Origin of the sequence: Bacillus cereus group sp. BfR-BA-01355 (genome assembly GCF_022663675.1) — a bacterium.
GTDB lineage: Bacteria > Bacillota > Bacilli > Bacillales > Bacillaceae_G > Bacillus_A > Bacillus_A thuringiensis_S.
Genome location: NZ_JAKUFY010000083.1, coordinates 1 through 23,742, shown reverse-complemented (window position 1 = coordinate 23,742; position 23,742 = coordinate 1). Strand labels below are relative to the sequence as shown.

Sequence of the window (23,742 nt, the reverse complement as noted above, 5' to 3'; positions counted from 1 at the left end):
AAGAAATCCGTTATCATAGGCAATATGGAAATGGATATATTATCGCTAAGATGAATTCATTAACAGATAAACCATTAATTAAAAAAATGTACGAAGCATCACAAGCTGGAGTAAAGGTAGAGCTCATTGTTCGAGGAACATGTTGCCTACGACCTGGTATTCTAAATGTAAGTGAAAATATTCGTGTAGTTAGTGTTGTTGGAAGATATTTAGAACATAGCCGTATTTATTATTTCCATCATAATGGGGAGGAGAAAATATATTTATCTTCAGCTGATTGGATGACGCGAAATATGGAGAAGCGAGTGGAAATATCTTTTCCGATATTAGATATTGAAATGAAGGCACGAATTAAGGCGATTTTACAGCTTACATTAGCTGATAATGTGAAAACACGGGAACAAAATAAAGATGGTGATTACTATTATGTTATTAATGGTAGTACAGAAGAAATTGATAGCCAAGTGAAGTTGTTTAAGATGGCGTATCAAAATACAGATGCTGAATAATGAAAAAAGTAAAAACCTCTTATGTCTATAAGAGGTTTTTACTTTTTTCTACTCATATGCTCCCAAAATGGGAGGATGAGTAGAAACAATAGTTTTATTATAAGCGTGTAATAAGGTGGCTCGTTGAGAGAATAACATTTGAAAGAATCGTTATTTTAACTTAGTAATAGTATGGTTGTTGACATGGTCCACCGTAACAAGGATAAGGTGCTGGCGGCGGGAAAGGTGGTGGATAAGGTGGGTAAAATGGTCGAGGGCCGAAAGCTAATGCTCCGCCGAGTAATCCACCAGCAATTCCAGCTAGAAAGGGAACGCCAAAAAACGGGAAGAAGCGTGAGTCGCCTACTGGACCAATAGGTGCTGAACGGACTGGGATTGGTTGATAATATGGATACATGAACATACCTCCTTTATTGGACTCACTTTCATCATATGGTAAATGAAACGTGGATGAGCGCGTACAAGAAAGGATATGCAAGAAAATAGGCGAATTATTACGAATGTTGGAGTGTAAAAAGTGTAATTTCAGGTTTTGACATAAAACGGAATGGAACACGTGTTCTTCCTAGACCTCGATTAACATAGAGAGTTAAATCTTGAATTGTATAGAAGCCTTCAATATAGTCTTTGGCGAGTGATGGTGTAATAATAGCTCCTAAAAAAGGAATTTGTACTTGTCCGCCGTGGCTATGACCAGAAAGTTGCAAGTTGATTGGATATCTGGAAACTTGGGGCGCGATATCTGGTTCGTGAACAAGAACAATGTTATAAGTATTTTGTCGTGCATGCTCTAATGTTTTCTCTATTTTGGGTTTGCCTAGTAGTATATCATCGAGACCGAAAATAGAAATCTCACTATTATCCATTAGACGAATTCTTTTTTCATTATTTAGCAATAGTTCAAATCCAGATTCACGCATGATGTGCTCATAGTATTCAGTTCCATATCCACCGTGATCATGGTTACCATAAATAGCGAATTTACCGAAGGGGGCTTGTATATTTTTTAAAATGGATGCAACGAAAGGAGTGTCAGTATACGTTTGGTAATTATCAATGAGATCTCCAGTAAAAAGGACAATATCTGGATTTACAGCATTAATTTTAGAAACAACTTGAGATAAATGTTGAAGCGAGAATTAGTATCCAAGATGCAAATCGCTGAATTGAAGAATTTTCATACCATGAAAACTTTTTGGGATGAGTTGTGATTTTAATGTGTGCTGTGTAAAAGAAATGAAATGGGGTTCTATATATTTAGCATAGTAGTATCCAATGCCACTGGTTATAAATGAATAGAGACAAGTGCGCATACCAATTTTTAAAAAATTTCTTCTTGTAATGTGCTTCATAAAAATATGAGTATACCTCAATGTTTTTATTCCATTTATAGGCTACTCGAATCTCCTTTCAGTTTATTTAAAATATACTTTACATAATAAAAATTTAGTATAGATTACGAAAAAAAATGAATGAAAAGAAAATTCTTTACATTAAAATATCAGAAAAGTTTAAAAATATAAAGATTTCTATTAAATAAAGTGATAAAATGAATGTGTATTCATTTTTTGGAGGGGATGTATGTGAAAGAAAAGGTAGTTATTATAACAGGTGGATCGAGTGGAATGGGAAAAGGAATGGCGACTCGTTTTGCAAAAGAAGGGGCACGAGTTGTTATTACAGGACGTACAAAGGAAAAACTAGAGGAAACAAAGTTGGAAATTGAACAATTTCCGGGGCAAGTATTACCTGTACAAATGGATGTAAGAAATACGGATGACATTCAGAAAATGATTGAACAGATTGATGAGAAGTTTGGTCGAATTGATGTTTTAATAAATAATGCAGCTGGAAACTTTATTTGTCCAGCAGAAGATTTATCTGTGAATGGTTGGAATTCAGTCATTAATATTGTGTTAAACGGTACATTTTACTGTAGCCATGCTGTCGGAAAATATTGGATTGAAAAAGGTATAAAAGGGAATATCATTAACATGGTAGCAACATATGCATGGGATGCAGGTCCAGGAGTTATTCATTCGGCTGCAGCGAAGGCAGGGGTATTAGCGATGACGAAGACGCTCGCTGTTGAGTGGGGACGTAAATATGGAATACGAGTTAACGCTATCGCGCCAGGACCAATTGAACGTACGGGCGGTGCTGATAAATTATGGATTTCAGAAGAAATGGCTAAGCGTACGATACAAAGTGTTCCGCTTGGAAGGCTGGGTACGCCAGAAGAAATCGCTGGTCTAGCTTATTATTTATGCTCAGATGAAGCTGCGTACATAAATGGAACTTGCATGACAATGGATGGAGGACAACATTTACATCAATATCCATTTTAAAAGGGATAAAAAAATGAATGTTTGATTCATTTTTTTATGGTTAAATGTGACGGAATTGTGACATATGAAAGAAAAGTGTTTACAAGAGGTCATATATACGTTATATTTAAGACCTCTTTTTTCTTCATAGTAGAATTGCTAATTCCCCTTAGCATTTTACCCCTCTAATCCCTTCAGGAAAACTGAAGGGATTTTTTATTATTTTTCCGTAAATATCATGTTATAATTTTTGAAAAGTAAAGGGAGGGAAGCACGTTGATAGATGCATTAGATGTAATGAGTAACTTGGATAAAGTCCTTCCTTATTATCAAGCTATTTTTAGTGCTGATGAGCATACTGTAATTGGATATGAAGTAGTAGGACGTATTCAAACAGAAGAGGGCATACAAAGTTTAGCTTCTTTCTTTCACGATGATTCGATTCCAAGTGAATTTCAACTGGAAGCGGATAATATTATAGTAGAAAAAGCTTTAAATCGTTATTTAGAAAGCGATCAAAAATTATTATTATTTATACATCGGAATGCTAATGTATTAATGAATGATGATGATGAAAGCTTGCTTCAACTTTTATTGAGGTATGAAGAACAAGGTTTAAATTTAAAACAAATTGTTTTAGAGATTACAGAACATGAATGTAAAGAAGATATAGAGCAATTTAATCATTTGCTTATGTATTATCGTACATATGGTATTCAAATTTCGATTAATAAAGTCGGAACGGGCACAAGTAATTTAGAGCGTATTAGCGTGTTAGCACCTGATATTTTAAAAGTAGATTTAACGAATTTAAGGCAAACAGCACTTTTACAATCTTATCAAGATATTTTATATTCTTTATCATTACTTGCTAGAAGAATTGGTGCAACTTTGTTATATGAAGAAATAGATGCTTTTTATCAACTGCAATATGCTTGGAAGAACGGCGGAAGATATTATCAAGGTAATTATTTGAAAGAATGTTTACCTGATTTTATTGAAACGAATGTTTTGAAAGAGCGACTTGGTAATGAATGTCATCAGTTTATTCAGCATGAAAAGAAGAAGTTACAAAAAATTTATAATTTGACAGAGATGTTACGCGATCGCATTGGCGATGTTTTATCAAAACAAAAAAAGAATGAAGATATAAATGATTGGTTATTACAATTTAGTCAAAGTGTATCACAGTGTAGTTTTCGTATATTTATTTGTAATGAAGATGGTTTCCAACAATCAGGAAATGTTATGAAAAAAGATGGAGAATGGATTGTGATGCCGGATTATTATATGAAGAACTGGAGTTGGCGCCCGTATTTTCTCGAGAATATCATGAAAATGCGTTTTGAGAATAAGGCAAGGCTTTCAGATTTATATGCAGATATCGAAACGGGCGAAATGGTACGAACATTTTCTTTCCCAATAGATGATGACAACTTTTTATTTATAGATTTATCTTATGAATATTTATATGAAGAAGATGTTTTATTTTAATGCACGAAGAGATTCGTGCATTTTTTGTTTGTTTTTATCATAAATTGGTAATAGTGAAAATGGTGATGAAAATGCTGTCTATCGTTGTAAAGATTTTACGAACGAAATCTGTCCTTTCTTTGCATAATCATTGTTACAATGAATACTACAAAGACAAGTTCTTTTAAAAGGAAGGTGAAAAAATGAGGAAATATGGAATATGGCTTGTTCTATTTGTATGTGTTGCCTTTCTAGTTGGTTATAGTGTTACGACTGTTTTAGGGAAAGAGGAAGTGAAAGTTGATCGGAAAGAAGTATTTACAACGATACAAAAAGGCTATGAAACCCAGTTTTCAATTCGTGGGAAGCATTTGCCGATGAATAAGATGATAGAGACGTTATCACCGTATTTTACAGATAATTTCCTTCAAGTGTTTACAGATGAAAATAGCAGAAGTGATAAACAAAGTGGTGAATATTTACTTCCGGCAAAAGAAGCACCGTTTTCTTTTAATTCAGAAACGAAAATATCGTATGATGAAGAACATAAAAATTTATATGTATATGAGCGGACAAAAAGTGGACAATATCAAATTGTAACATTGAAAAGGGATCAAGATAAATGGAAGTTAGCAGGATATCATGAAAGTCAGGAACTCTTAACTGAAATAAAAAGGTTGCAACAATTATAAAGTGAAACTTTTAATCAGTGGGAGGGATTACTAGCCCATCTAACTCCTTTGCTTTAGCTAAATTTTTGGGGTTTTACTACCTACAAATAGCGGGATAAGAATAGGAATAGGTATTTACCTATTCCTATTCTATATTGAGTAGTTTTTGTAACTTTTCAATTTGAAAACCTGCAACTACTTCGCCATCAATTACGACTGTTGGAGTTGAATAAGAATCATAGTCGTTTAAAAGACGATTGCGAGCAGCAGCGTCTTTTTTTACGTCAAATTCTTCATATGCAACGTTATTATGCTTCAAAAATTCTTTAACAATAACACATGGCGGACAATCAGGTTGTGTATAAACCTCAATTTTTTTCATTGTAATTCCTCCTTTTTTCTGTTTTTTATTATATTCTTCCAGTATAAAAACCGCAATAAAGAAGGGGAAATATGTTCTTTCTGTTTTTTCCTTCGCATTTCGACAAATTTTTAGTTGAGTTTCTGGCCAATAACCTTTATCCTAGAGTGTGGAACATTTTTTCTGTTATGACGGATAGAATGAGTATAGCTGTAAAACCTATTGGTAGGAAGATCAGAGAAAGGAGAGATTTCATGTCTCTACTCCAAGGAATTTTAACTCGACTTGTTAGTCTACAAGAACAAGCTGAAAGCGGTGAAGTAGCACAACGCTATTTTGAAGTGAACGGTGAGCGCAAATGTAGCGTGAAATTTTTCGATAAAAGTGAAATGTATGAGTTAGAAGTGTATCAACAAGGTGAAAAACCTCAAGTGTACCAATTCGATAATATCGACATGGTTGCAATTGAGATTTACGATATCATTTCTTGATACATATAAAAAAGGTACTGCCATATGGCAGTACCTTTTTTAGTTCTATTACTTTCCAGCGTAATGTATAGAATTTTTTTATTTTTCCTACAATGGTATTAAAATGAAAATTTAATCTGTGTAAGTTTGCCTATCCATGTGGATAAGTAGTCCCGCCAACCGGATGAATATGTGAAGCTAAACTTCTCACAATTGCTGGGTTCTGCAAATAGTGGGAGAAATATAACTAGGAGGTTATCGTATGGAACATTTACCAGTTGTGATTTGTCCTAATTGTCAAAGCTCTGCTGAGATTACTCATGTATTAACGGCTCAATCTAATCAAAATGTAATTTATACGTGCCAAGTTTGTCACTTTGTAATTCGAAATATTGAAACGAATAAAGGATAGGAAGTTATAATTTTAGTTTTTGTCCCATACAATGAGAATACGAAAAGTCTGTCTAATTGAAAGGACGTGACTCTGTGGACGGTGCACATAAATTTTACAATGTTTCAGAGAGACATTTAAATTTTGATATGGTCTTTAGCCGTATTTGTAGTTTCATTGAAAAGGATCCACGAAATTTATATCGATTATCCATTGGGACAGACTCGCAAGCACATCAAAAGGATACGAGGTTTATTACAGCAATCCATATTCATCGTGTTGGAAAAGGTGCCTGGGGTTGTTTACACCATAGATCAGTAAAAGATAAGCCAGCAACCTTACGTGAGAAAATATATTTAGAAACGCAGTTTAGTCAAGAAATCGCATGTCTATTTACACCTACTCATATACAAACAATATGGGAGTTATTGCATCCTTATGCTCAAGATGGGGCTGGATTCATAATGGAAATTCATTTAGACATTGGGAATGATGGTTTAACAAAGGAATTTATTTTAGATATGACAGAAAAAATTCGAGCGATGGGATTAACTGCAAAAATTAAGCCGGATGCTTATGCGGCGTTTAGCTATGCAAATCGATATACGAAATGACTTTTTGTATGTTTACAATTGCTACATATCTTTTGGTAAAAACTGAATATTACATCTATTAAATAGGTTAAATTTTTTATATAATAAGAGTAACGATGCGATTGTAAGGAGAGGGGTATATGCAAAGGGAAGTTGTTTTAACGAAGGAAGAAGAAAGTTTACTACTAGATATTTTATTTCAGCAAAATTATGCAAGTGAAATTTTAGCTGTGGAACTTACAGATATTGAGAATGGTTTGAAACAGACGGATGTGATGCAATATAAAAAAATCACAAGGTTATTTTACAGATTAAAAAATAAAGGGTATTAAGCGCTACCGGAATGGTAGTCTTTTTTTTGTGCTGTATGCTAAAATAGCTGTGTGATTGTATTTTTATTGAAATAAATTTAGGACAAAATAATAATATGAAAACGCTGTCATAAAATGTGAATAGAGTTATGAACATAAGCAGGAAAAAGGGAAAATGGGGGATGTAATATGATTAGTATTCCGAAAGACGAATTTCAACAAATTCTTGTGAAGGATTTAATGATTTCATCGGAAAAAGTAGCTCATGTCCAAATTGGAAATGGTTTAGAACATGCTTTACTCGTTCTTGTGAAATCTGGATATTCGGCGATACCTGTCTTAGATCCAATGTATAAATTACATGGTTTGATTAGTACTGCCATGATATTAGATGGTATGTTAGGATTAGAGCGTATTGAGTTTGAAAGACTTGATGATATGAAAGTAGAGCAGGTGATGAAGGAAGATATACCTTTTCTTAAATTAGAAGATTCATTTGCAAAAGCTTTAGAAATGACAATTGATCATCCTTTTATTTGTGCTGTTAATGAAGAAGGCTATTTTGAGGGGATTTTAACACGTCGTGCTATTTTAAAATTGTTGAATAAGAAAGTAAGGCAACATAATCGATAACGTGAGAAAAGTGACTTCATAGAAACGAAGAAGTCACTTTTTTTCGTGCATATCACTTGTGTATGTATTATATTTAAAAAGACATAAAACATAAGGAAAGTTTGCGCTGGAAAATTGTATTTTCTGAATGAAAGCTTGTTGAAATAAGGTGTATGGAAGCTAAGGAAAGAGGGAGAAAGTTGCAAATTGATGATTTTCAAATGATGGTTGTGTTAGCTCAGGAATCAAATATGAGAAAAGCGGCGGAACGTTTATTTGTTTCCCAACCTGCGCTGAGTCAACGATTACAATCTATGGAGAAACAATGGGGAATGAAGTTTTTTATTCGCTCACAAAAAGGATTGACAATTACACCTGAAGGGGAAAAAGTTGCAAATTATGCCAAAGAAATGTTGCAAAAGGAAGAGGATATAAAAAGTGAGCTAGCTGTTTTTAGAACGGAAACTCATGGAACGTTAAAAATAGCTGTTGCATCAGTTATTGGTCAATATTGGCTTCCTCCTGTTTTGAAAAAGTTTGTGCATAAATATCCTTCTGTAAAGATATCGCTGTTTACTGGATGGAGTAGTGAAGTGCAAAAGCAGTTTTATGAAGGAGACGTTCATGTTGCTATACTGAGGGGAACACAAGAATATAAAGGTCAAAAGCAAAAATTATTTGAAGATGAACTGTATTTAGTTGATAAAGAAATAAAAGATATTTCGATGCTAAAAGAAACAAATAGGCCGTTCATTCAATTTAAAAGTGACTCGACTTATTATGGACAAATACAAAATTGGTGGTATGGTTTATTTTCTAATCCGCCTAAGCGAACGATTGTAGTTGACCAAATTGAAACATGCAAACAACTTGTTTTAAATGGTATAGGTTATGCCCTTTTACCTTCTACTGTTTTAAAGGAAGTACAGGAAAATATGTATAAAACACCTGTTCAATTGACGAGAGAAACATGGTTGTTAACAAGTGACTCAGCAAGGCAGTTGAAGCAAGTACAAGCATTTTTAGAAATTATAGAAGAAATTCAAAGGGAAAAATAAGATTATTATCTTGCTACTCGCTCTTTCGTTTGGTAGAGTAACATTATAAATGGATTTAGGAGGCAACAAGAATGAAAATGATGGACGCTAACGAAATTATTTCGTTTATTCAAAAAAGTGAAAAGAAAACTCCTGTAAAGGTATACATAAAAGGGGATTTAAAAGAAGTAACATTCCCTGAAACAGTACAAGCATTTGTGAATAAAAAATCAGGTGTATTATTCGGAGAATGGTCTGAAATTAAGACAAATCTTGATGAGAATAATAAGCACATCGTTGACTACGTTGTAGAAAACGATCGTCGTAATTCTGCAATCCCAATGCTTGATTTAAAAGGTATTAAAGCTCGCATCGAGCCCGGTGCTATTATTCGTGACCATGTTGAAATTGGTGACAACGCTGTAATTATGATGAATGCAACAATTAACATTGGTGCTGTAATTGGTGAAGGTTCTATGATCGACATGAACGCAGTACTTGGTGGACGTGCAACAGTCGGTAAAAACTGTCACGTAGGTGCAGGTGCTGTACTTGCAGGTGTTATTGAGCCACCTTCTGCAAAACCAGTTATCGTTGAAGATGATGTAGTAATCGGTGCAAACGTAGTTGTTTTAGAGGGTGTTACAGTAGGTAAAGGTGCAGTTGTAGCAGCGGGAGCTGTTGTAACAGAAGATGTGCCTCCATACACAGTTGTTGCAGGTACTCCAGCACGTGTAATTAAAGAAATTGATGAGAAGACAAAAGCAAAAACAGAAATTAAACAAGAGCTTCGTCAATTAAACCCAGAGAAATAAAAAGAAAAAAAAGCGTAAGAGCGTAAATGGGCTCTTACGCTTTTTATAGATAGAGGTGCAAAAATGACAGTAAGCAAATTTGTCCAAATTCGTAGAGATCTACATAGAATTCCAGAAATCGGATTTAAGGAATGGAAAACACAACAGTATATTTTAGATTATATAGGAACGCTTTCTCATGAATTTGTGGAAGTGAAGACATGGAAAACGGGTGTAATCGTTAAAGTAAATGGAAAAAATCCAGAAAAAATAATAGGTTATCGTGCAGATATAGACGGTTTACCAATTACAGAGGAAACTGGATATGAGTTTGCTTCTATTCATGAAGGAATGATGCATGCATGTGGCCATGATGTACATACAACAATCGGTTTAGGCCTTCTAACGAAAGCTGTGAGCGAAAGAATAGATGATGACCTTGTATTTCTATTCCAGCCAGCAGAAGAAGGACCAGGCGGTGCTCTTCCTATGTTAGAAAGTGAAGAGTTAAAAGAATGGAAACCAAATATAATTCTTGGTCTTCATATTGCACCAGAATACGCTGTAGGGACAATTGCAACGAAAGAAGGACTGTTATTTGCCAATACTTCAGAATTATATATCGATTTAAAAGGGAAAGGTGGCCATGCTGCCTATCCGCATACTGCAAATGATATGATTGTTGCAGCGAGTCATCTTGTTACACAGCTTCAATCCGTTATTAGTCGCAATGTAAATCCTCTTGATAGTGCAGTAATTACAATCGGAAAAATTACAGGTGGTACGGTTCAAAATATTATTGCAGAAAAATCTCGTTTAGAAGGAACGATTCGAACATTATCAGTAGAATCAATGAAGCGTGTGAAAAGCAGAATTGAGGCAATTGTTGCAGGTATCGAAGCTTCTTTCCAGTGTGAGGCGATTATAGATTACGGAGCAATGTATCATCAAGTATATAACCATGAAGAGTTAACGAGAGAGTTTATGCAATTTGTACATAAACAAACAGATATGAATGTTATTACATGTACTGAGGCAATGACAGGTGAAGATTTTGGTTATATGCTTCGAGAAATCCCTGGATTTATGTTTTGGCTTGGAGTAAATTCAGAATATGGTTTACATCATGCGAAATTAAAGCCAGACGAAGAAGTGATTGAAAAGGCAATTACATTTTTAAGCCAATATGTAAAGTGGAAAGGGAATAGAAAATAAAACTTCCGCTTTCTTGAAGTTTCCAAAAAAAATTTTGTTCTGAGGTGTAAGTAACGCTCGTATAGATTGATTTTAGGCGTTTACATACAAATGAAAGAATAAAGTTAATTGGACTGTTTTAATAATGAGCAGGGGGTTTTTAGCCACTGCTCATTATTAATTATTTGACTAACTTATATATGTTTACTTTTAGTATGAAAAGTGTGTAAAATCAATGTGAAACATAGAAAAAAGGGTGGGGAATTACGTGCAAATTAGCAGTGCGATTTTATGTTTCGTCTTATATGCGTATGTTATTATTGCGGCGGTTTATTTTGGGATAAGTTTTTATGCCTATCGTCTAGTAGATAATAATGAATATGACGAAACATACAAATGGGTGAAGAGATATTTATCACCTGTACTAGAAATTATGAATGGGTTTGTGCTCTTTTTATTTATTGGATTAATTGCTTTCTCAACGAGTTTAGTAGGGAATAAAACTACGTTATTTGTATTGGGTATCATTATTTTTATGCTGTTAGGAATAAGGATTGGTAATACGGTCTTTTGGAATGAAAGAAAAGTAGATGGTTGGACGGGAATGTTAATTCCGTTTATGTTAGCTGCAATCGTGACAAATATAGAACATGAATATTATCAATTACATTTTTGGCTCATTATCGTTTTAACAATTCTTTCTGTTTTGTATATAAGCACAGTAGTACTAACATATATTGCACATGAAAAAGGAGATGTTAAAGGCACTCGTTTCTTTAGAGGACGGGCATTATTTTGGAGTGTGCCGACGATGGCAGTTATCGCGCTTATTGCGATATTAGTAAATGGATATCAATTTTCTAATTGGCAACTATTTTTAGAAAATTGGTGGATCTTTATCTTTTCGTTTATTGCTTTTTTAGGTGCAACGCATTATTTATTTCATCAACATCATTACATATGGGCGTTGTTATTTGCATTCATACAGCTGCTATTTGCCTTTTTTGGTCAAGAAACATTATTATTCGTTTTTGAAACATTTAGTTCGTTTGGAAATATATTTGTATTTGCTATGTTACTTGTTGGTATCGCTTTTTACTTGCAACAATATTTTTATATACAAAAACAAAAATAAGAGCTAATTACAGTTTTTGTGACGCATATAAAGTGTGTTACACTGAAAATAAATAGTACTTGAAGTTATTGGAGGAATTCCTGTGGGTGAGAAAGAAAAAGAGTTTGCTGTCATTGGACTTGGTCGCTTTGGTGGAAGTATTTGCCGAGAACTAGCTCAATTAGGTATGGAAGTAATGGCAATCGATTCAGATGAGGATAAAATTAATGAATTTGCAAATATAGCTTCGCATGCTGTAATTGCAGATTCAACAGATGAGATGGTATTAAAAAGCCTTGGTATTCGAAATTTTGATCACGTAGTCGTTGCTATTGGAGATAATTTAAATTCAAGTATTCTAACTACTTTGATTTTGAAAGAATTGGGTGTAAAAAATATTACTGTAAAAGCTCAAAATGATTATCATGAAAAAGTGTTAAGTAAAATAGGTGCAGATCATATTGTGCATCCAGAACGTGATATGGGAAAAAGGATTGCTAATAATATTGCATCAAGCAATGTGTTAGACTACCTTGAGCTTTCAGATGAGCATAGTATTGTAGAGATTATTGCGAATAAAAAAATTGATGGGCACTCTTTAATTGAATTAGATATTCGTGCGAAGTTTGGATTGAATATTGTAGCAATTAAACGAGGTAAAGAAGTTATCGTATCCCCTCGGGCTACGGAGAATATTCAAGCAGGAGATATATTAATTGTCATTGGTCATGACGATGAAGTGGATCGATTTAAACACTTTTTAAGATAAGAGAAAAGAAAAGGACAATGCCTTCATAGCATTGTCCTTTTTCTTATATTTCCATAATGATTGGTAAAATCATTGGACGGCGTTTCGTTTTCTCATATAGGAATGGAGCTAATGTGTCTGTAATTTCATTTTTAATTTCAGACCATTGTGTTGTTTTACGCTCCATTACTTTTTCTAAATGAGTTGTAATTAATGTTTGTGCATCATTGATTAAATCGCTGCTTTCACGCATGTAAACGAAACCGCGTGAGATGATATCAGGTCCTGCTGCAACTTTAAATTCTTTCATATCAATGCTTACAACTACAATTACAAGTCCTTCTTCAGAAAGGATACGACGATCTCGTAATACGATATTGCCGATATCCCCAATACCGTTTCCATCAATGTAGACCGAACCAGATGGGATTTTTCCAGCTACGCTAGCTTCATCAGAACGTAAAGCAAGAACATCGCCATTATCCATAATGAAGCAATTTTCTTCAGGGATACCACAATCATTTGCTATGTTCATGTGCATACGCTGCATACGATATTCACCATGAATTGGCATGAAGTACTTCGGTTTAATTAGACGTAACATTAACTTTTGTTCTTCTTGTCCACCGTGTCCACTTGTATGGATATTTGAAAGTTTCCCGTGAATTACATCAGCGCCAGCGCGGTACAACATGTTAATTGTACGACTTACGCTAATTGTATTTCCTGGAATTGGTGAAGAAGAGAAAACAACTGTATCTCCAGGAATAATTTGAATTTGGCGGTGTGTACCGTTTGCAATACGTGAAAGTGCTGCCATCGGTTCACCTTGACTACCTGTACATAAAATAACAACTTTATTAGCTGGTAAGCGGTTTAGTTGAGATGCATCTATGAATGTATCTTTCGGGCAACGAATATAACCAAGGTTTTGTCCGATTTCAATCGCTGCTTCCATACTTCGACCAAACACAGCTACTTTACGGTTGTTTTCAACAGCAGCTTCAATAACTTGTTGTAAGCGGTGAATATTTGATGCAAAGGTTGCGAATATAATCCGTCCGTCTACTTTACGGAAAATGTCTTGAATGCTATCACCAACGCGACGCTCAGACATAGTAAAGTTTGGAACTTCACTGTTCGTACTATCAGATAATAGACATAGCACGCCATCTTTACCGATTTCAGCCATTTTTGTTAAATCAGCTGGTTCACCAACTGGTGTGAAATCAAATTTGAAATCACCTGTATGAACAACTTGACCTTGAGGTGTTTTCACAACAACGCCGTACGAATCTGGAATACTGTGAGTTGTACGGAAGAAGGATACAGACGTTTTTTTGAATTTAATAACGTCATCTTCTTGAATTTCGTAAAGTTTTGCTTTACGAAGTAAGCCGTGTTCTTCTAATTTGTTTTTGATGAGTGCAATTGCTAATTTTCCGCCGTAAATCGGGATGTTCACTTGACGTAATAGGTAAGGGATTCCGCCGATATGATCTTCGTGACCATGTGTAATGAATAACCCTTTAATTTTATCTTCGTTTCGCACAAAATAAGTGTAGTCTGGTATTACATAATCGATTCCGAGAAGTTCGTCCTCTGGAAATTTAATTCCAGCATCAATTATAATAATTTCATCTTGAAATTGAACAGCGTATGTATTTTTACCGATTTCACCAAGCCCACCGAGAGCAAATACAGCAACTTGGTCGTTTTTTAGAAATTTCATATCGCTATACGATTTCCGCTAATGTTAAATCAGCGTTTTCTTTTTCATATTCAAGATGAGCGCCAGTAACAGACTGAACAAACTCGATATTATATGCGAACTTATTTAATTTTGTACGAACATCCTTTTCAGACGTAGCCTCTAAATATAAAACTTTTGTATTTTCACGTACTGGAACCTCAGTTAATTTTTCTTGATAAAATACTTTAAAAATCATTTGGAAAACCTCTCCTTGTCTATGTTTTGCATTATCTGTTACTTATTATAAAGCAAACAGTCACGATTTTCATGTTTTTTCGAATGAGAATGAAGAAAAAGCCCGAAATGGGCACAATTTAAGCGATTGTCTTTTTACGGACTAGACCGTTTAAATAACGCTTGAGCTTTTTCTTCAGCTTCTTCAGCATGATTACTCCTTCCTTTCCTTATTTTAAACATGCATATTACTAGTGAAAATTCTATCTCTGATATAAGAGATAGGACAAAAGTGAATGGTGAGTCTTGTCCTTTCCCATACAGTGAAAGTTATTCTATAGTAACGATTAGTAGCCGTTAGTTATAGGTATAGTATGAGGAAGAATGGAAAAGAAAATTCATCCGAACAAGTATCCACATGTTTTACTAATATATATATGCAAAGTTTACAAATAAGGTCAGAAAGGGAACGCTTTCTTCACAGATGTTTAATATGTTATACTTTTTTTTAGAATTTGAAAAGTGATATTCAAAATAGGAATATAGAGTGCCAGAAAGGATTTTGACAAATGAATGATAAAATTGTCTTTTTTGATATTGATGGAACATTATTAGATCATGATAAAAAAATTCCACAATCTACACGAGATGCAGTAAAACAGTTACAAGAAAAAGGTGTACATGTAGCAATTGCGACAGGGCGCGCGCCATTTATGTTCGAAGATATTCGTAAGGAACTTGATATACATAATTATGTTAGTTTTAATGGACAATACGTTGTCTTTGAAGATGAGGTAATATTTAATAATCCGTTACATCCAGATTCTTTACATAAGTTTACTCAGTTTGCAAAACAAGAAGGATATCCACTTGTATATCTTGACCATCAAGATATGAGAGCATCAGTGGAATATCATGATTATGTGAAAGAAGGCTTTGGAAGCTTAAACTTTGAGCATCCACCATATGAGCCTAATTTTTATGAGGAACGTAATATTTATCAAACACTACTTTTTTGTGAAGTAAATGAAGAGGAAAAGTTTATTAATCATTATCCAGATTTTCATTTTATTCGTTGGCATGCATATTCAATGGATATCATTCCGAATGGTGGTTCTAAGGCAAAAGGAATTGAGAAATACATTGAAAAGTTAGGTTTTAATCGTGATCAAGTGTATGCATTTGGAGATGGTTTAAATGATTTAGAAATGATCGAAGCCGTTGGCACAGGTATTGTGATGGGAAATGGCCATGAAGACTTGAAAAAACTTGCAAATCATGTGACAAAGGATGTTAGTGAAGACGGTATATATCATGGACTAAAGTGGGCTGGATTGCTATAAGTGAATATGGAACCCATTTCATAATAAAGAGGCGGAAGATTAACTTCCGCCTCTTTATTATTATCGCTCTAGAGGTTTGGAATCATCAGGAGCGGCAAAAGGATTTTCTTTATTGATATGGTCATAGAACATAACGCCATTTAAATGGTCAATCTCGTGTTGGAATACGATTGCTGGTAAACCTTTTAAACGTAATTTTACTTCTTCCCCGTTAATAGAAGTTGCTTTTACTGTAATTCTTGTATAACGAGGAACATAACCAGGTACTTCGCGGTCTACAGATAGACAGCCTTCACCGCCCTGTAAATATGTACGTTCAACAGAATGGCTAATGATTTTTGGATTGAATAATGCATGGCTATATAATGTACCGTCCGCATCGGTTACATGAACTGCAATCATTTTTTTTGAAACACCGATTTGCGGAGCCGCTAATCCGATTCCAGGGCGTAAACTATATTTTTCAGCCATTTCAGGATCTTGGCTATTTATTACAAATTCAATCATTTCTTTTAGGGTAGTTGTATCTTTTTCGCTTGCCGGTAATGAAACATCTTCTGCAACGTTGCGCAAAATAGGATCTCCTTCGCGAATAACATCTTTCATTGTAAGCATATGTAATCTCTCCTTTCCTCTTTAGTCTACCAAAGGAGATGGAAAAAGTCATCGGCAAGAAAGGGAAGGTATTTTGGAAATCGTTCTATTATAGAGTATTTATGTATGTGATAAACAGAAAAAGACGGCAAAGCCGTCTTTTTCTTTCCATAGTTGTTTCGTTTTACATTAGCGAATGCAAGCAGCACCAACGATAATTAAAAGAATAAACAACACAACGATTAAGGCGAAGCCGCGTCCAGACCCGCCACAAGAACCGCCATAACCGTAGGAAGGATATGAACAAGTTGGATAGCAATATGAGTATCCGTACATGAGATGACCTCCTTTATCATTTCCCGCTAATACTGCGGTTACTATAATGTATGGAAGAGAGGGTAGAAATGTATAGGTATTTACCTAAAAAAGGAAGGATAGTTTGTATATTTTTGTTACGAAGAGAGAAAAACTAAAGAGAATTAAATCGTTTACATATTATTCTAAGAGAAAAAATAAGTGAAAAAGGGAATAATATAACAGTAGGTCAATGCTTACTAATACAGATGTAAAAAATAAAAACACGTTTGTGTAGTAGAAACCTGCATATTATTTATAAAAAAACGTATTCAAAGTAATTGACATCGTAATTAGAATAGTTGTAAACTAAAAAACGTGATCAAGATTGTATTAATATGTTTCTGAAAAAACATTAGTACAGATTGTTAGGTACACAAAATTATTCTCAACCGACAGATAAACATGTTGGTTTACATCGTTGCGCTTTTTAAACTGGAAAATAGCCAGTGAAAGCGTTTCAGAATATGGTTCAAGAGAGGAAGAGGTGAACGGAATGGGTACTAAAACAAAAAAGACCCTATTTAATGTTGATGAGCAAATGAAAGCTATCGCAGCTCAATTTGAAACATTACAAATTTTAAATGAAAACGGTGAAGTTGTGAATGAAGCAGCTATGCCTGAATTATCTGATGATCAATTAAAAGAATTAATGCGTCGTATGGTGTATACTCGCGTATTAGATCAACGTTCTATTTCTTTAAACCGTCAAGGACGTTTAGGTTTCTACGCACCTACAGCTGGACAAGAAGCTTCTCAATTAGCGAGTCATTTCGCACTTGAAGCAGAAGACTTCATCTTACCAGGATACCGTGATGTACCACAATTAGTATGGCACGGACTTCCATTATATCAAGCATTCTTATTCTCTCGTGGACACTTCATGGGTAACCAAATGCCTGAGAATGTAAATGCATTAGCTCCACAAATCATTATCGGTGCGCAAATCATCCAAACTGCTGGTGTTGCGTTAGGTATGAAACTACGTGGTAAAAAATCTGTTGCAATTACTTACACTGGTGACGGTGGTGCTTCACAAGGTGACTTCTACGAAGGTATGAACTTTGCAGGTGCATTCAAAGCTCCAGCAATCTTCGTTGTTCAAAACAACCGTTATGCAATCTCTACTCCAGTAGAAAAGCAATCTGCAGCTAAAACTGTAGCACAAAAAGCAGTAGCAGCAGGTATTTACGGAATTCAAGTAGACGGTATGGATCCATTAGCTGTATACGCAGCAACTGCTTTCGCTCGTGAGCGCGCAGTAAATGGCGAAGGTCCTACTTTAATCGAGACTTTAACATTCCGTTACGGTCCACATACAATGGCTGGTGATGACCCAACTCGTTACCGTACAAAAGATATCGAAAACGAATGGGAACAAAAAGACCCAATCGTACGCTTCCGTAAGTTCTTAGAAGCTAAAGGCCTATGGTCTCAAGAAGTTGAAGAGACAGTAATCGAAGAAGCAAAAGAAGATATCAAACAAGCAATTGCTAAGGCTGACCAAGCTCCAAAACAAAAAGTAACTGATTTAATGGAAATCATGTACGAAAAAATGCCTTACAACTTAGCTGAACAATATGAAATCTACAAAGAAAAGGAGTCGAAGTAAGCCATGGCTCAAATGACAATGATTCAAGCAATCACTGATGCTTTACGCGTTGAAATGAAAAATGATCCTAACGTACTTGTATTTGGTGAAGACGTTGGTGTAAACGGCGGTGTATTCCGTGCTACTGAAGGTTTACAAGCTGAATTTGGTGAAGATCGTGTAATGGATACTCCACTTGCAGAGTCTGGTATTGGTGGACTTGCAGTTGGTCTTGCACTTGAAGGATTCCGTCCAGTTCCAGAAATCCAATTCTTCGGTTTCGTTTTTGAAGTAATGGATTCAATTTCTGGTCAATTGGCTCGTATGCGTTACCGTTCTGGTGGACGTTGGACTGCTCCAGTAACAGTTCGTTCTCCATTCGGCGGTGGTGTTCATACTCCTGAACTACATGCTGATAGCTTAGAAGGATTAGTGGCTCAACAACCTGGTCTAAAAGTTGTTATTCCATCTACTCCATACGATGCTAAAGGTCTTTTAATCTCTGCGATTCGTGACAACGATCCAGTTATCTACTTAGAGCATATGAAATTGTATCGTTCATTCCGCCAAGATGTACCAGAAGGCGAATACACAATTGATTTAGGCAAAGCTGATATCAAACGTGAAGGTACAGATGTATCTGTTATCGCTTACGGTGCTATGGTTCACGCTGCATTAAAAGCTGCTGAAGAACTTGAAAAAGAAGGTATCTCTTTAGAGGTTGTTGACTTACGTACAGTTCAACCATTAGATATCGAAACAATCATCGCTTCTGTTGAAAAAACAGGTCGCGTAGTTGTAGTTCAAGAAGCTCAAAAACAAGCTGGTATTGCAGCTAACGTTGTAGCGGAAATTAACGACCGTGCAATCTTAAACTTAGAAGCTCCAGTTGTACGTGTTGCAGCTGCTGATACAGTATTCCCATTCTCTCAAGCAGAGAGCGTATGGTTACCAAACCACAAGGATATTGTTGAAGCTGTAAACAAAGTAATGAACTTCTAATTTTTAGTTTTTCATGTGCAAAAGAAATCAGCACATGCTGGTTTCTTTTGCACATATTCCATAATAATGAAATGAATCAGGGGGCTGAATTCCGTGGCATTTGAATTTAAACTACCAGATATCGGTGAAGGTATCCACGAAGGTGAAATCGTAAAATGGTTTATTAAACCAGGCGATGAAGTAAATGAAGACGATGTACTTCTTGAAGTACAAAATGATAAAGCAGTAGTAGAAATCCCTTCTCCTGTTAAAGGTAAAGTACTTGAAGTACTTGTAGAAGAAGGAACAGTTGCAATCGTAGGAGATACATTAATTAAATTTGATGCTCCTGGATACGAAAACCTTAAATTTAAAGGTGACGATCATGATGAAGCTCCAAAAGCTGAAGAAGCAGCAGTAGAAGCTCCAGCAGCGGAAGCGACTCCAGCAGCAACTGCAGAAGTAGTAAATGAGCGCGTAATCGCTATGCCATCTGTTCGTAAATACGCTCGTGAAAAAGGTGTAGACATTCATAAAGTAGCTGGTACTGGTAAGAATGGCCGTATCGTAAAAGCTGACATCGATGCATTTGCAAATGGTGGACAAACTGTAGCAGCAACTGAGGCTCCAGCAGCAGTAGAAGCTACTCCAGCAGCAGCGAAAGAAGAAGCACCAAAAGCACAACCAATTCCAGCTGGAGAATATCCAGAAACTCGTGAGAAAATGAGTGGTATCCGTAAAGCGATTGCGAAAGCAATGGTTAACTCTAAGCATACAGCTCCTCACGTAACATTAATGGATGAAGTTGATGTAACTGAGCTTGTTGCTCACCGTAAGAAGTTCAAAGCAGTAGCAGCTGACAAAGGTATTAAATTAACTTACCTTCCGTACGTTGTTAAAGCTTTAACATCTGCATTACGTGAATACCCAATGTTAAACACTTCTTTAGACGATGCATCTCAAGAAGTAGTTCATAAACATTACTTCAACATCGGTATCGCAGCTGATACAGACAAAGGTCTATTAGTACCAGTTGTTAAAGATACAGATCGTAAGTCTATCTTCACTATTTCTAACGAGATCAACGATCTTGCTGGTAAAGCACGTGAAGGTCGTCTAGCTCCAACTGAAATGAAAGGTGCTTCTTGCACAATTACAAACATTGGTTCTGCAGGTGGACAATGGTTCACTCCAGTTATCAATCACCCAGAAGTAGCAATCCTTGGTATTGGCCGTATCGCTGAAAAACCAGTTGTGAAAAATGGCGAGATCGTTGCAGCTCCAGTATTAGCATTATCTCTAAGCTTTGACCATCGTTTAATTGACGGCGCAACTGCTCAAAAAGCGTTAAACCAAATTAAACGTCTATTGAATGACCCACAATTATTAGTAATGGAGGCGTAATAACAATGGTAGTAGGAGATTTCCCAATTGAATTAGATACAGTCGTTGTTGGTGCAGGTCCTGGTGGATACGTTGCGGCAATTCGTGCAGCACAATTAGGTCAAAAGGTAGCAATTATTGAAAAAGCTAACCTTGGTGGCGTATGCTTAAACGTTGGATGTATTCCTTCAAAAGCGTTAATCAATGCAGGTCATCGTTATGAGAATGCAATGCATTCTGATGACATGGGTATCACTGCAGAGAACGTAAAAGTTGACTTTACAAAAGTTCAAGAATGGAAAAACGGCGTAGTTAAGAAATTAACTGGCGGTGTTGAAGGCCTTCTTAAAGGTAACAAAGTTGAAATCATTCGCGGTGAAGCTTACTTCGTAGATGCTAATACATTACGCGTTATGACTGAAGATGCAGCTCAAACTTATACGTTTAAAAATGCTGTTCTTGCAACTGGTTCTACACCAATCGAAATTCCAGGATTCAAATACTCTAAACGTGTTATCAACTCTACAGGTGCTTTAAGCTTACCTGAAATTCCTAAAAAACTTGTTGTAATCGGCGGCGGTTACATCGGTATGGAATTAGGTACTGCATATGCTAACTTCGGTACAGAAGTTACTGTAGTAGAAGCTGGCGACGAAATCTTAGCTGGTTTCGAAAAAGCTATGAGCTCTGTTGTTAAACGTGCTCTACAGAAAAAAGGTAACGTAAATATCCATACAAAAGCTATGGCTAAAGGCGTTGAAGAAACAGAAACTGGCGTAAAAGTTAGCTTTGAAGTTAAAGGTGAAATCCAAACTGTAGAAGCAGATTACGTATTAGTAACTGTAGGTCGTCGTCCAAACACTCAAGAAATCGGTCTTGAGCAAGTTGGAGTTAAAATGACTGACCGCGGCATCATCGAAATCGATGAGCAATGTCGTACAAATGTACCAAACATCTATGCAATCGGTGATATCGTTCCTGGACCACCATTAGCTCACAAAGCTTCTTACGAAGGTAAAGTAGCTGTAGAAGCAATTAGTGGCCATGCATCAGCTATCGATTACATCGGAATTCCTGCAGTATGCTTCACTGATCCAGAATTAGCATCTGTTGGTTACACTAAAAAACAAGCTGAAGAAGCTGGAATGACTGTAACTGTATCTAAGTTCCCATTCGCTGCTAACGGTCGTGCATTATCATTAAACAGCACTGACGGTTTCCTACAACTTGTAACACGTAAAGAAGATGGTCTTCTTGTAGGTGCTCAAGTTGCAGGTGCAGGTGCTTCTGATATTATCTCTGAGATCGGTTTAGCTATCGAAGCTGGAATGACAGCTGAAGATATCGCTCAAACAATCCATGCTCACCCAACATTAGGTGAAATCACAATGGAAGCAGCTGAAGTTGCTCTTGGAATGCCAATTCACATTGTAAAATAATTTAAGTAATGTAAATAGCCCCTCTCTTATTGTAAGAGAGGGGCTATTTTTATTTTCATCAAATGATTTGCAAGGTCTTTAAACGTACTTGTCGAATGAATATATAATACTTTAACAAATGATTTAGGCGTAACTTACTTCAAAGGTAATATATATCATCCTATAATATGTAATTGATTCAAACTTAACCCCATATATTAATAAAATAGAGCATGTCAAAGGAGAAGGTTCCATGAAAATATTACATGTTATATTTTATCATTTACTACTATGGAGTGGCTTTTCCACTGTATTAACATTATCGAATGGTGATAAGTTTCATTATAAAGTCATTCTTTTTTTCGTATTCCTGTATTTAGCCTATGTAATAGCATATTTTGTATTACACGCAAGAAAGCAAGCTTTATTCCTTACATGTTCGAATTGTATACTATTTTTAATCATATTATCTATTTTTTAAATTAACGTTTATAAAAATACATTGTTCTTCCATTAAATAATTGTAACTCTCCTTCTAATTTCTTCGCTAAAAAACGGCAAAATTCATTCGCTTTCCCTTTGTCACCATATGTTGCATTAGGTGGTAAAGAAACTTGGATGAAAGATTGTTCATTTTCTATACCAACACCAATATAAATTGAGTCATACCGGTCGTGATTGGATTGAAGTTTTAATGTTGTTGTAGATGTATCTAAAATTTCATAAGGAAAAGCAGTATTTGTATACGTGTAATTAATTTGGGCCCCAGTTTTAGAAGTAACTGTTTTATAATAATGAAAAAGTTGTTTTATATCATCTACTGAAACAGATTGTTGATTGGATTTAGGTACAAGCGTAATAAAGGCATGTTGCATATAACTTCCCCCCTAACTTAGTAGAATACTATCATTCTACATCCTACTGAATTTTTTGACAATTAAAAGGAGTATTACATGTTTTGTTTAATATACTAGTAATGAAACGTGATGTAGAAAGGTGGAAACCAATGTTTGAAAAATTGTATGATGAGCATGAAAGTGTGAAGGTACGATTTTTAGGGTTTATGACACATGATACACGTTATGATTTTGGTGTTATTTATACAAATATGTTTTTTGGAAAGCCGCTCATTGTTTGTATGCAAACAGGAAGGTCTACTTTACTCGGACGAGATGATGTAGAGAATGTTCAATATATACAGGAGATTTTTAAATTAGGATCAGAAGAGGAAGCGAAGGAGTTAGCTCAGTTTTTCAAATTTCTTGTTCCGTCAACTTCTTTACATGCGGAATATGAAGAATAATTAGTGTGAAACAGTCGTACTTATAAATATGGCTGTTTTTTTATTTGAATATCGCATACTAATTTAAATTTAAAATATTTAATGTGTTATACTAAAAACCTATTGACGTAAAAAGTATAACATATTAAAATAAAGACAGAAAGTTAAGCGGTTACAAAAAAGTTTTTGGGATTATAAACTTAGGGGGAAATGAAAAATGGGAACAATCGTATGTCAAGATTGTGAAGGTACAATTGCACACTT

General features: G+C 35.3%; 28 protein-coding genes and 2 pseudogenes. 22 read left to right on the top strand and 8 right to left on the bottom strand.

Annotated features, from left to right (window positions below; all coding sequences use genetic code 11):
- Nucleotides 1-509: pseudogene (locus MR167_RS22520) on the top strand (RNA degradosome polyphosphate kinase); the annotation flags it as partial.
- Nucleotides 510-669: 160 nt separating this feature from the next.
- Here the strand turns inward: MR167_RS22520 and MR167_RS22515 are convergent.
- Together MR167_RS22515 and MR167_RS22510 are read right to left on the bottom strand one after the other, a co-directional pair.
- The gene (locus MR167_RS22515) at nt 670-906 is read right to left on the bottom strand and encodes a hypothetical protein (RefSeq protein WP_000283738.1); all 237 of its coding nucleotides are present in this window, start codon (nt 904-906) and stop codon (nt 670-672) included.
- Between the two features lie 97 nt (nt 907-1,003).
- Nucleotides 1,004-1,861: pseudogene (locus MR167_RS22510) on the bottom strand (metallophosphoesterase).
- A 231-nt stretch (nt 1,862-2,092) separates the two neighbouring features.
- Here MR167_RS22510 and fadH point away from each other — a divergent pair.
- The 3 genes from fadH to MR167_RS22495 all read left to right on the top strand — a co-directional run bounded on the left by fadH (nt 2,093) and on the right by MR167_RS22495 (nt 5,001).
- Complete coding sequence (gene fadH / locus MR167_RS22505) at nt 2,093-2,857, top strand: 2,4-dienoyl-CoA reductase (protein ID WP_000660913.1); 765 nt, start codon at nt 2,093-2,095, stop codon at nt 2,855-2,857.
- 255 nt (nt 2,858-3,112) lie between these two features.
- On the top strand, nt 3,113-4,330 hold the full coding sequence (locus MR167_RS22500; protein WP_000564306.1) for an EAL domain-containing protein: 1,218 nt from the start codon (nt 3,113-3,115) through the stop codon (nt 4,328-4,330).
- Between the two features lie 182 nt (nt 4,331-4,512).
- Nucleotides 4,513-5,001 (top strand): DUF3993 domain-containing protein, encoded by a 489-nt coding sequence (locus MR167_RS22495; protein ID WP_001233816.1) that lies wholly within the window; start codon nt 4,513-4,515, stop codon nt 4,999-5,001.
- Nucleotides 5,002-5,125: 124 nt separating this feature from the next.
- On the opposite strand, the gene MR167_RS22490 is transcribed toward MR167_RS22495, so the two are convergent.
- Nucleotides 5,126-5,362, bottom strand: a complete 237-nt coding sequence (locus tag MR167_RS22490) for a glutaredoxin family protein (RefSeq protein ID WP_000717872.1) — start codon at nt 5,360-5,362, stop codon at nt 5,126-5,128.
- 233 nt (nt 5,363-5,595) lie between these two features.
- Between MR167_RS22490 and MR167_RS22485 the strand changes: the two genes are divergently transcribed.
- The 10 genes from MR167_RS22485 to MR167_RS22440 all read left to right on the top strand — a co-directional run bounded on the left by MR167_RS22485 (nt 5,596) and on the right by MR167_RS22440 (nt 12,626).
- Nucleotides 5,596-5,832, top strand: a complete 237-nt coding sequence (locus MR167_RS22485; RefSeq protein WP_000055151.1) for a YkuJ family protein — start codon at nt 5,596-5,598, stop codon at nt 5,830-5,832.
- Nucleotides 5,833-6,073: 241 nt separating this feature from the next.
- A complete protein-coding gene (locus MR167_RS22480) occupies nt 6,074-6,223 on the top strand; it encodes a hypothetical protein (protein WP_000400650.1) in 150 nt (49 codons plus the stop codon).
- Between the two features lie 74 nt (nt 6,224-6,297).
- Nucleotides 6,298-6,816, top strand: coding sequence for a ribonuclease H-like YkuK family protein (locus MR167_RS22475; RefSeq protein WP_000348492.1), 519 nt, complete (start codon nt 6,298-6,300; stop codon nt 6,814-6,816).
- Nucleotides 6,817-6,935: 119 nt separating this feature from the next.
- The gene (gene abbA, locus MR167_RS22470) at nt 6,936-7,127 is read left to right on the top strand and encodes an antirepressor AbbA (protein ID WP_001188692.1); all 192 of its coding nucleotides are present in this window, start codon (nt 6,936-6,938) and stop codon (nt 7,125-7,127) included.
- A gap of 168 nt (nt 7,128-7,295) precedes the next feature.
- Nucleotides 7,296-7,739, top strand: coding sequence for a cyclic-di-AMP-binding protein CbpB (gene cbpB / locus MR167_RS22465; protein ID WP_000623573.1), 444 nt, complete (start codon nt 7,296-7,298; stop codon nt 7,737-7,739).
- Nucleotides 7,740-7,891: 152 nt separating this feature from the next.
- Nucleotides 7,892-8,776, top strand: coding sequence for a LysR family transcriptional regulator (locus tag MR167_RS22460; protein ID WP_003261853.1), 885 nt, complete (start codon nt 7,892-7,894; stop codon nt 8,774-8,776).
- A 71-nt stretch (nt 8,777-8,847) separates the two neighbouring features.
- Nucleotides 8,848-9,570 carry a 2,3,4,5-tetrahydropyridine-2,6-dicarboxylate N-acetyltransferase gene (gene dapD / locus MR167_RS22455; protein WP_242315502.1) on the top strand — a complete coding sequence of 241 codons (723 nt, stop codon included), beginning with the start codon at nt 8,848-8,850 and terminating at the stop codon, nt 9,568-9,570.
- A 63-nt stretch (nt 9,571-9,633) separates the two neighbouring features.
- A complete protein-coding gene (locus MR167_RS22450; protein ID WP_000218671.1) occupies nt 9,634-10,764 on the top strand; it encodes an N-acetyldiaminopimelate deacetylase in 1,131 nt (376 codons plus the stop codon).
- A 247-nt stretch (nt 10,765-11,011) separates the two neighbouring features.
- Nucleotides 11,012-11,878: a cytochrome C oxidase assembly protein gene (locus MR167_RS22445; protein WP_242315500.1), complete on the top strand. Its 867-nt coding sequence runs from the start codon at nt 11,012-11,014 to the stop codon at nt 11,876-11,878.
- Between the two features lie 82 nt (nt 11,879-11,960).
- The gene (locus tag MR167_RS22440; protein ID WP_000504032.1) at nt 11,961-12,626 is read left to right on the top strand and encodes a potassium channel family protein; all 666 of its coding nucleotides are present in this window, start codon (nt 11,961-11,963) and stop codon (nt 12,624-12,626) included.
- Nucleotides 12,627-12,669: 43 nt separating this feature from the next.
- Here MR167_RS22440 and rnjA read toward each other — a convergent pair whose 3' ends face one another.
- Together rnjA and MR167_RS22430 are read right to left on the bottom strand one after the other, a co-directional pair.
- Complete coding sequence (gene rnjA / locus MR167_RS22435; RefSeq protein WP_000670375.1) at nt 12,670-14,337, bottom strand: ribonuclease J1; 1,668 nt, start codon at nt 14,335-14,337, stop codon at nt 12,670-12,672.
- A 4-nt stretch (nt 14,338-14,341) separates the two neighbouring features.
- Nucleotides 14,342-14,554 (bottom strand): DNA-dependent RNA polymerase subunit epsilon, encoded by a 213-nt coding sequence (locus MR167_RS22430; RefSeq protein WP_000576435.1) that lies wholly within the window; start codon nt 14,552-14,554, stop codon nt 14,342-14,344.
- 547 nt (nt 14,555-15,101) lie between these two features.
- On the opposite strand from MR167_RS22430, the gene MR167_RS22425 reads away from it, so the two are divergent.
- On the top strand, nt 15,102-15,875 hold the full coding sequence (locus MR167_RS22425) for a Cof-type HAD-IIB family hydrolase (RefSeq protein ID WP_000998271.1): 774 nt from the start codon (nt 15,102-15,104) through the stop codon (nt 15,873-15,875).
- Between the two features lie 60 nt (nt 15,876-15,935).
- Here MR167_RS22425 and def read toward each other — a convergent pair whose 3' ends face one another.
- Nucleotides 15,936-16,490, bottom strand: coding sequence for a peptide deformylase (gene def, locus MR167_RS22420; protein ID WP_000957043.1), 555 nt, complete (start codon nt 16,488-16,490; stop codon nt 15,936-15,938).
- A gap of 168 nt (nt 16,491-16,658) precedes the next feature.
- Nucleotides 16,659-16,805, bottom strand: coding sequence for a YjcZ family sporulation protein (locus MR167_RS22415; protein WP_000274562.1), 147 nt, complete (start codon nt 16,803-16,805; stop codon nt 16,659-16,661).
- Between the two features lie 514 nt (nt 16,806-17,319).
- Here MR167_RS22415 and pdhA point away from each other — a divergent pair.
- From pdhA to MR167_RS22390, 5 genes are all read left to right on the top strand, one after another.
- On the top strand, nt 17,320-18,435 hold the full coding sequence (gene pdhA / locus MR167_RS22410; RefSeq protein ID WP_000536895.1) for a pyruvate dehydrogenase E1 component subunit alpha: 1,116 nt from the start codon (nt 17,320-17,322) through the stop codon (nt 18,433-18,435).
- Between the two features lie 3 nt (nt 18,436-18,438).
- Nucleotides 18,439-19,416: a pyruvate dehydrogenase complex E1 component subunit beta gene (gene pdhB / locus MR167_RS22405; protein ID WP_000068163.1), complete on the top strand. Its 978-nt coding sequence runs from the start codon at nt 18,439-18,441 to the stop codon at nt 19,414-19,416.
- A 93-nt stretch (nt 19,417-19,509) separates the two neighbouring features.
- Entirely contained in the window at nt 19,510-20,799 is a 1,290-nt protein-coding gene (gene pdhC / locus MR167_RS22400) for a pyruvate dehydrogenase complex dihydrolipoyllysine-residue acetyltransferase (RefSeq protein ID WP_000863420.1), read from the top strand.
- 5 nt (nt 20,800-20,804) lie between these two features.
- Entirely contained in the window at nt 20,805-22,217 is a 1,413-nt protein-coding gene (gene lpdA / locus MR167_RS22395; RefSeq protein ID WP_000260104.1) for a dihydrolipoyl dehydrogenase, read from the top strand.
- Between the two features lie 232 nt (nt 22,218-22,449).
- On the top strand, nt 22,450-22,677 hold the full coding sequence (locus MR167_RS22390) for a hypothetical protein (RefSeq protein ID WP_242315498.1): 228 nt from the start codon (nt 22,450-22,452) through the stop codon (nt 22,675-22,677).
- A gap of 1 nt (nt 22,678) precedes the next feature.
- Here MR167_RS22390 and MR167_RS22385 read toward each other — a convergent pair whose 3' ends face one another.
- Nucleotides 22,679-23,071 (bottom strand): DUF1885 family protein, encoded by a 393-nt coding sequence (locus MR167_RS22385; RefSeq protein WP_001163316.1) that lies wholly within the window; start codon nt 23,069-23,071, stop codon nt 22,679-22,681.
- A gap of 131 nt (nt 23,072-23,202) precedes the next feature.
- Here MR167_RS22385 and MR167_RS22380 point away from each other — a divergent pair, with 131 nt between their 5' ends.
- A complete protein-coding gene (locus MR167_RS22380) occupies nt 23,203-23,499 on the top strand; it encodes a DUF3055 domain-containing protein (RefSeq protein WP_000462038.1) in 297 nt (98 codons plus the stop codon).
- A gap of 196 nt (nt 23,500-23,695) precedes the next feature.
- Nucleotides 23,696-23,742, top strand: a 47-nt coding sequence (locus tag MR167_RS33730; RefSeq protein ID WP_481746706.1) for a GapA-binding peptide SR1P, incomplete at its 3' end; no start/stop codon positions are given.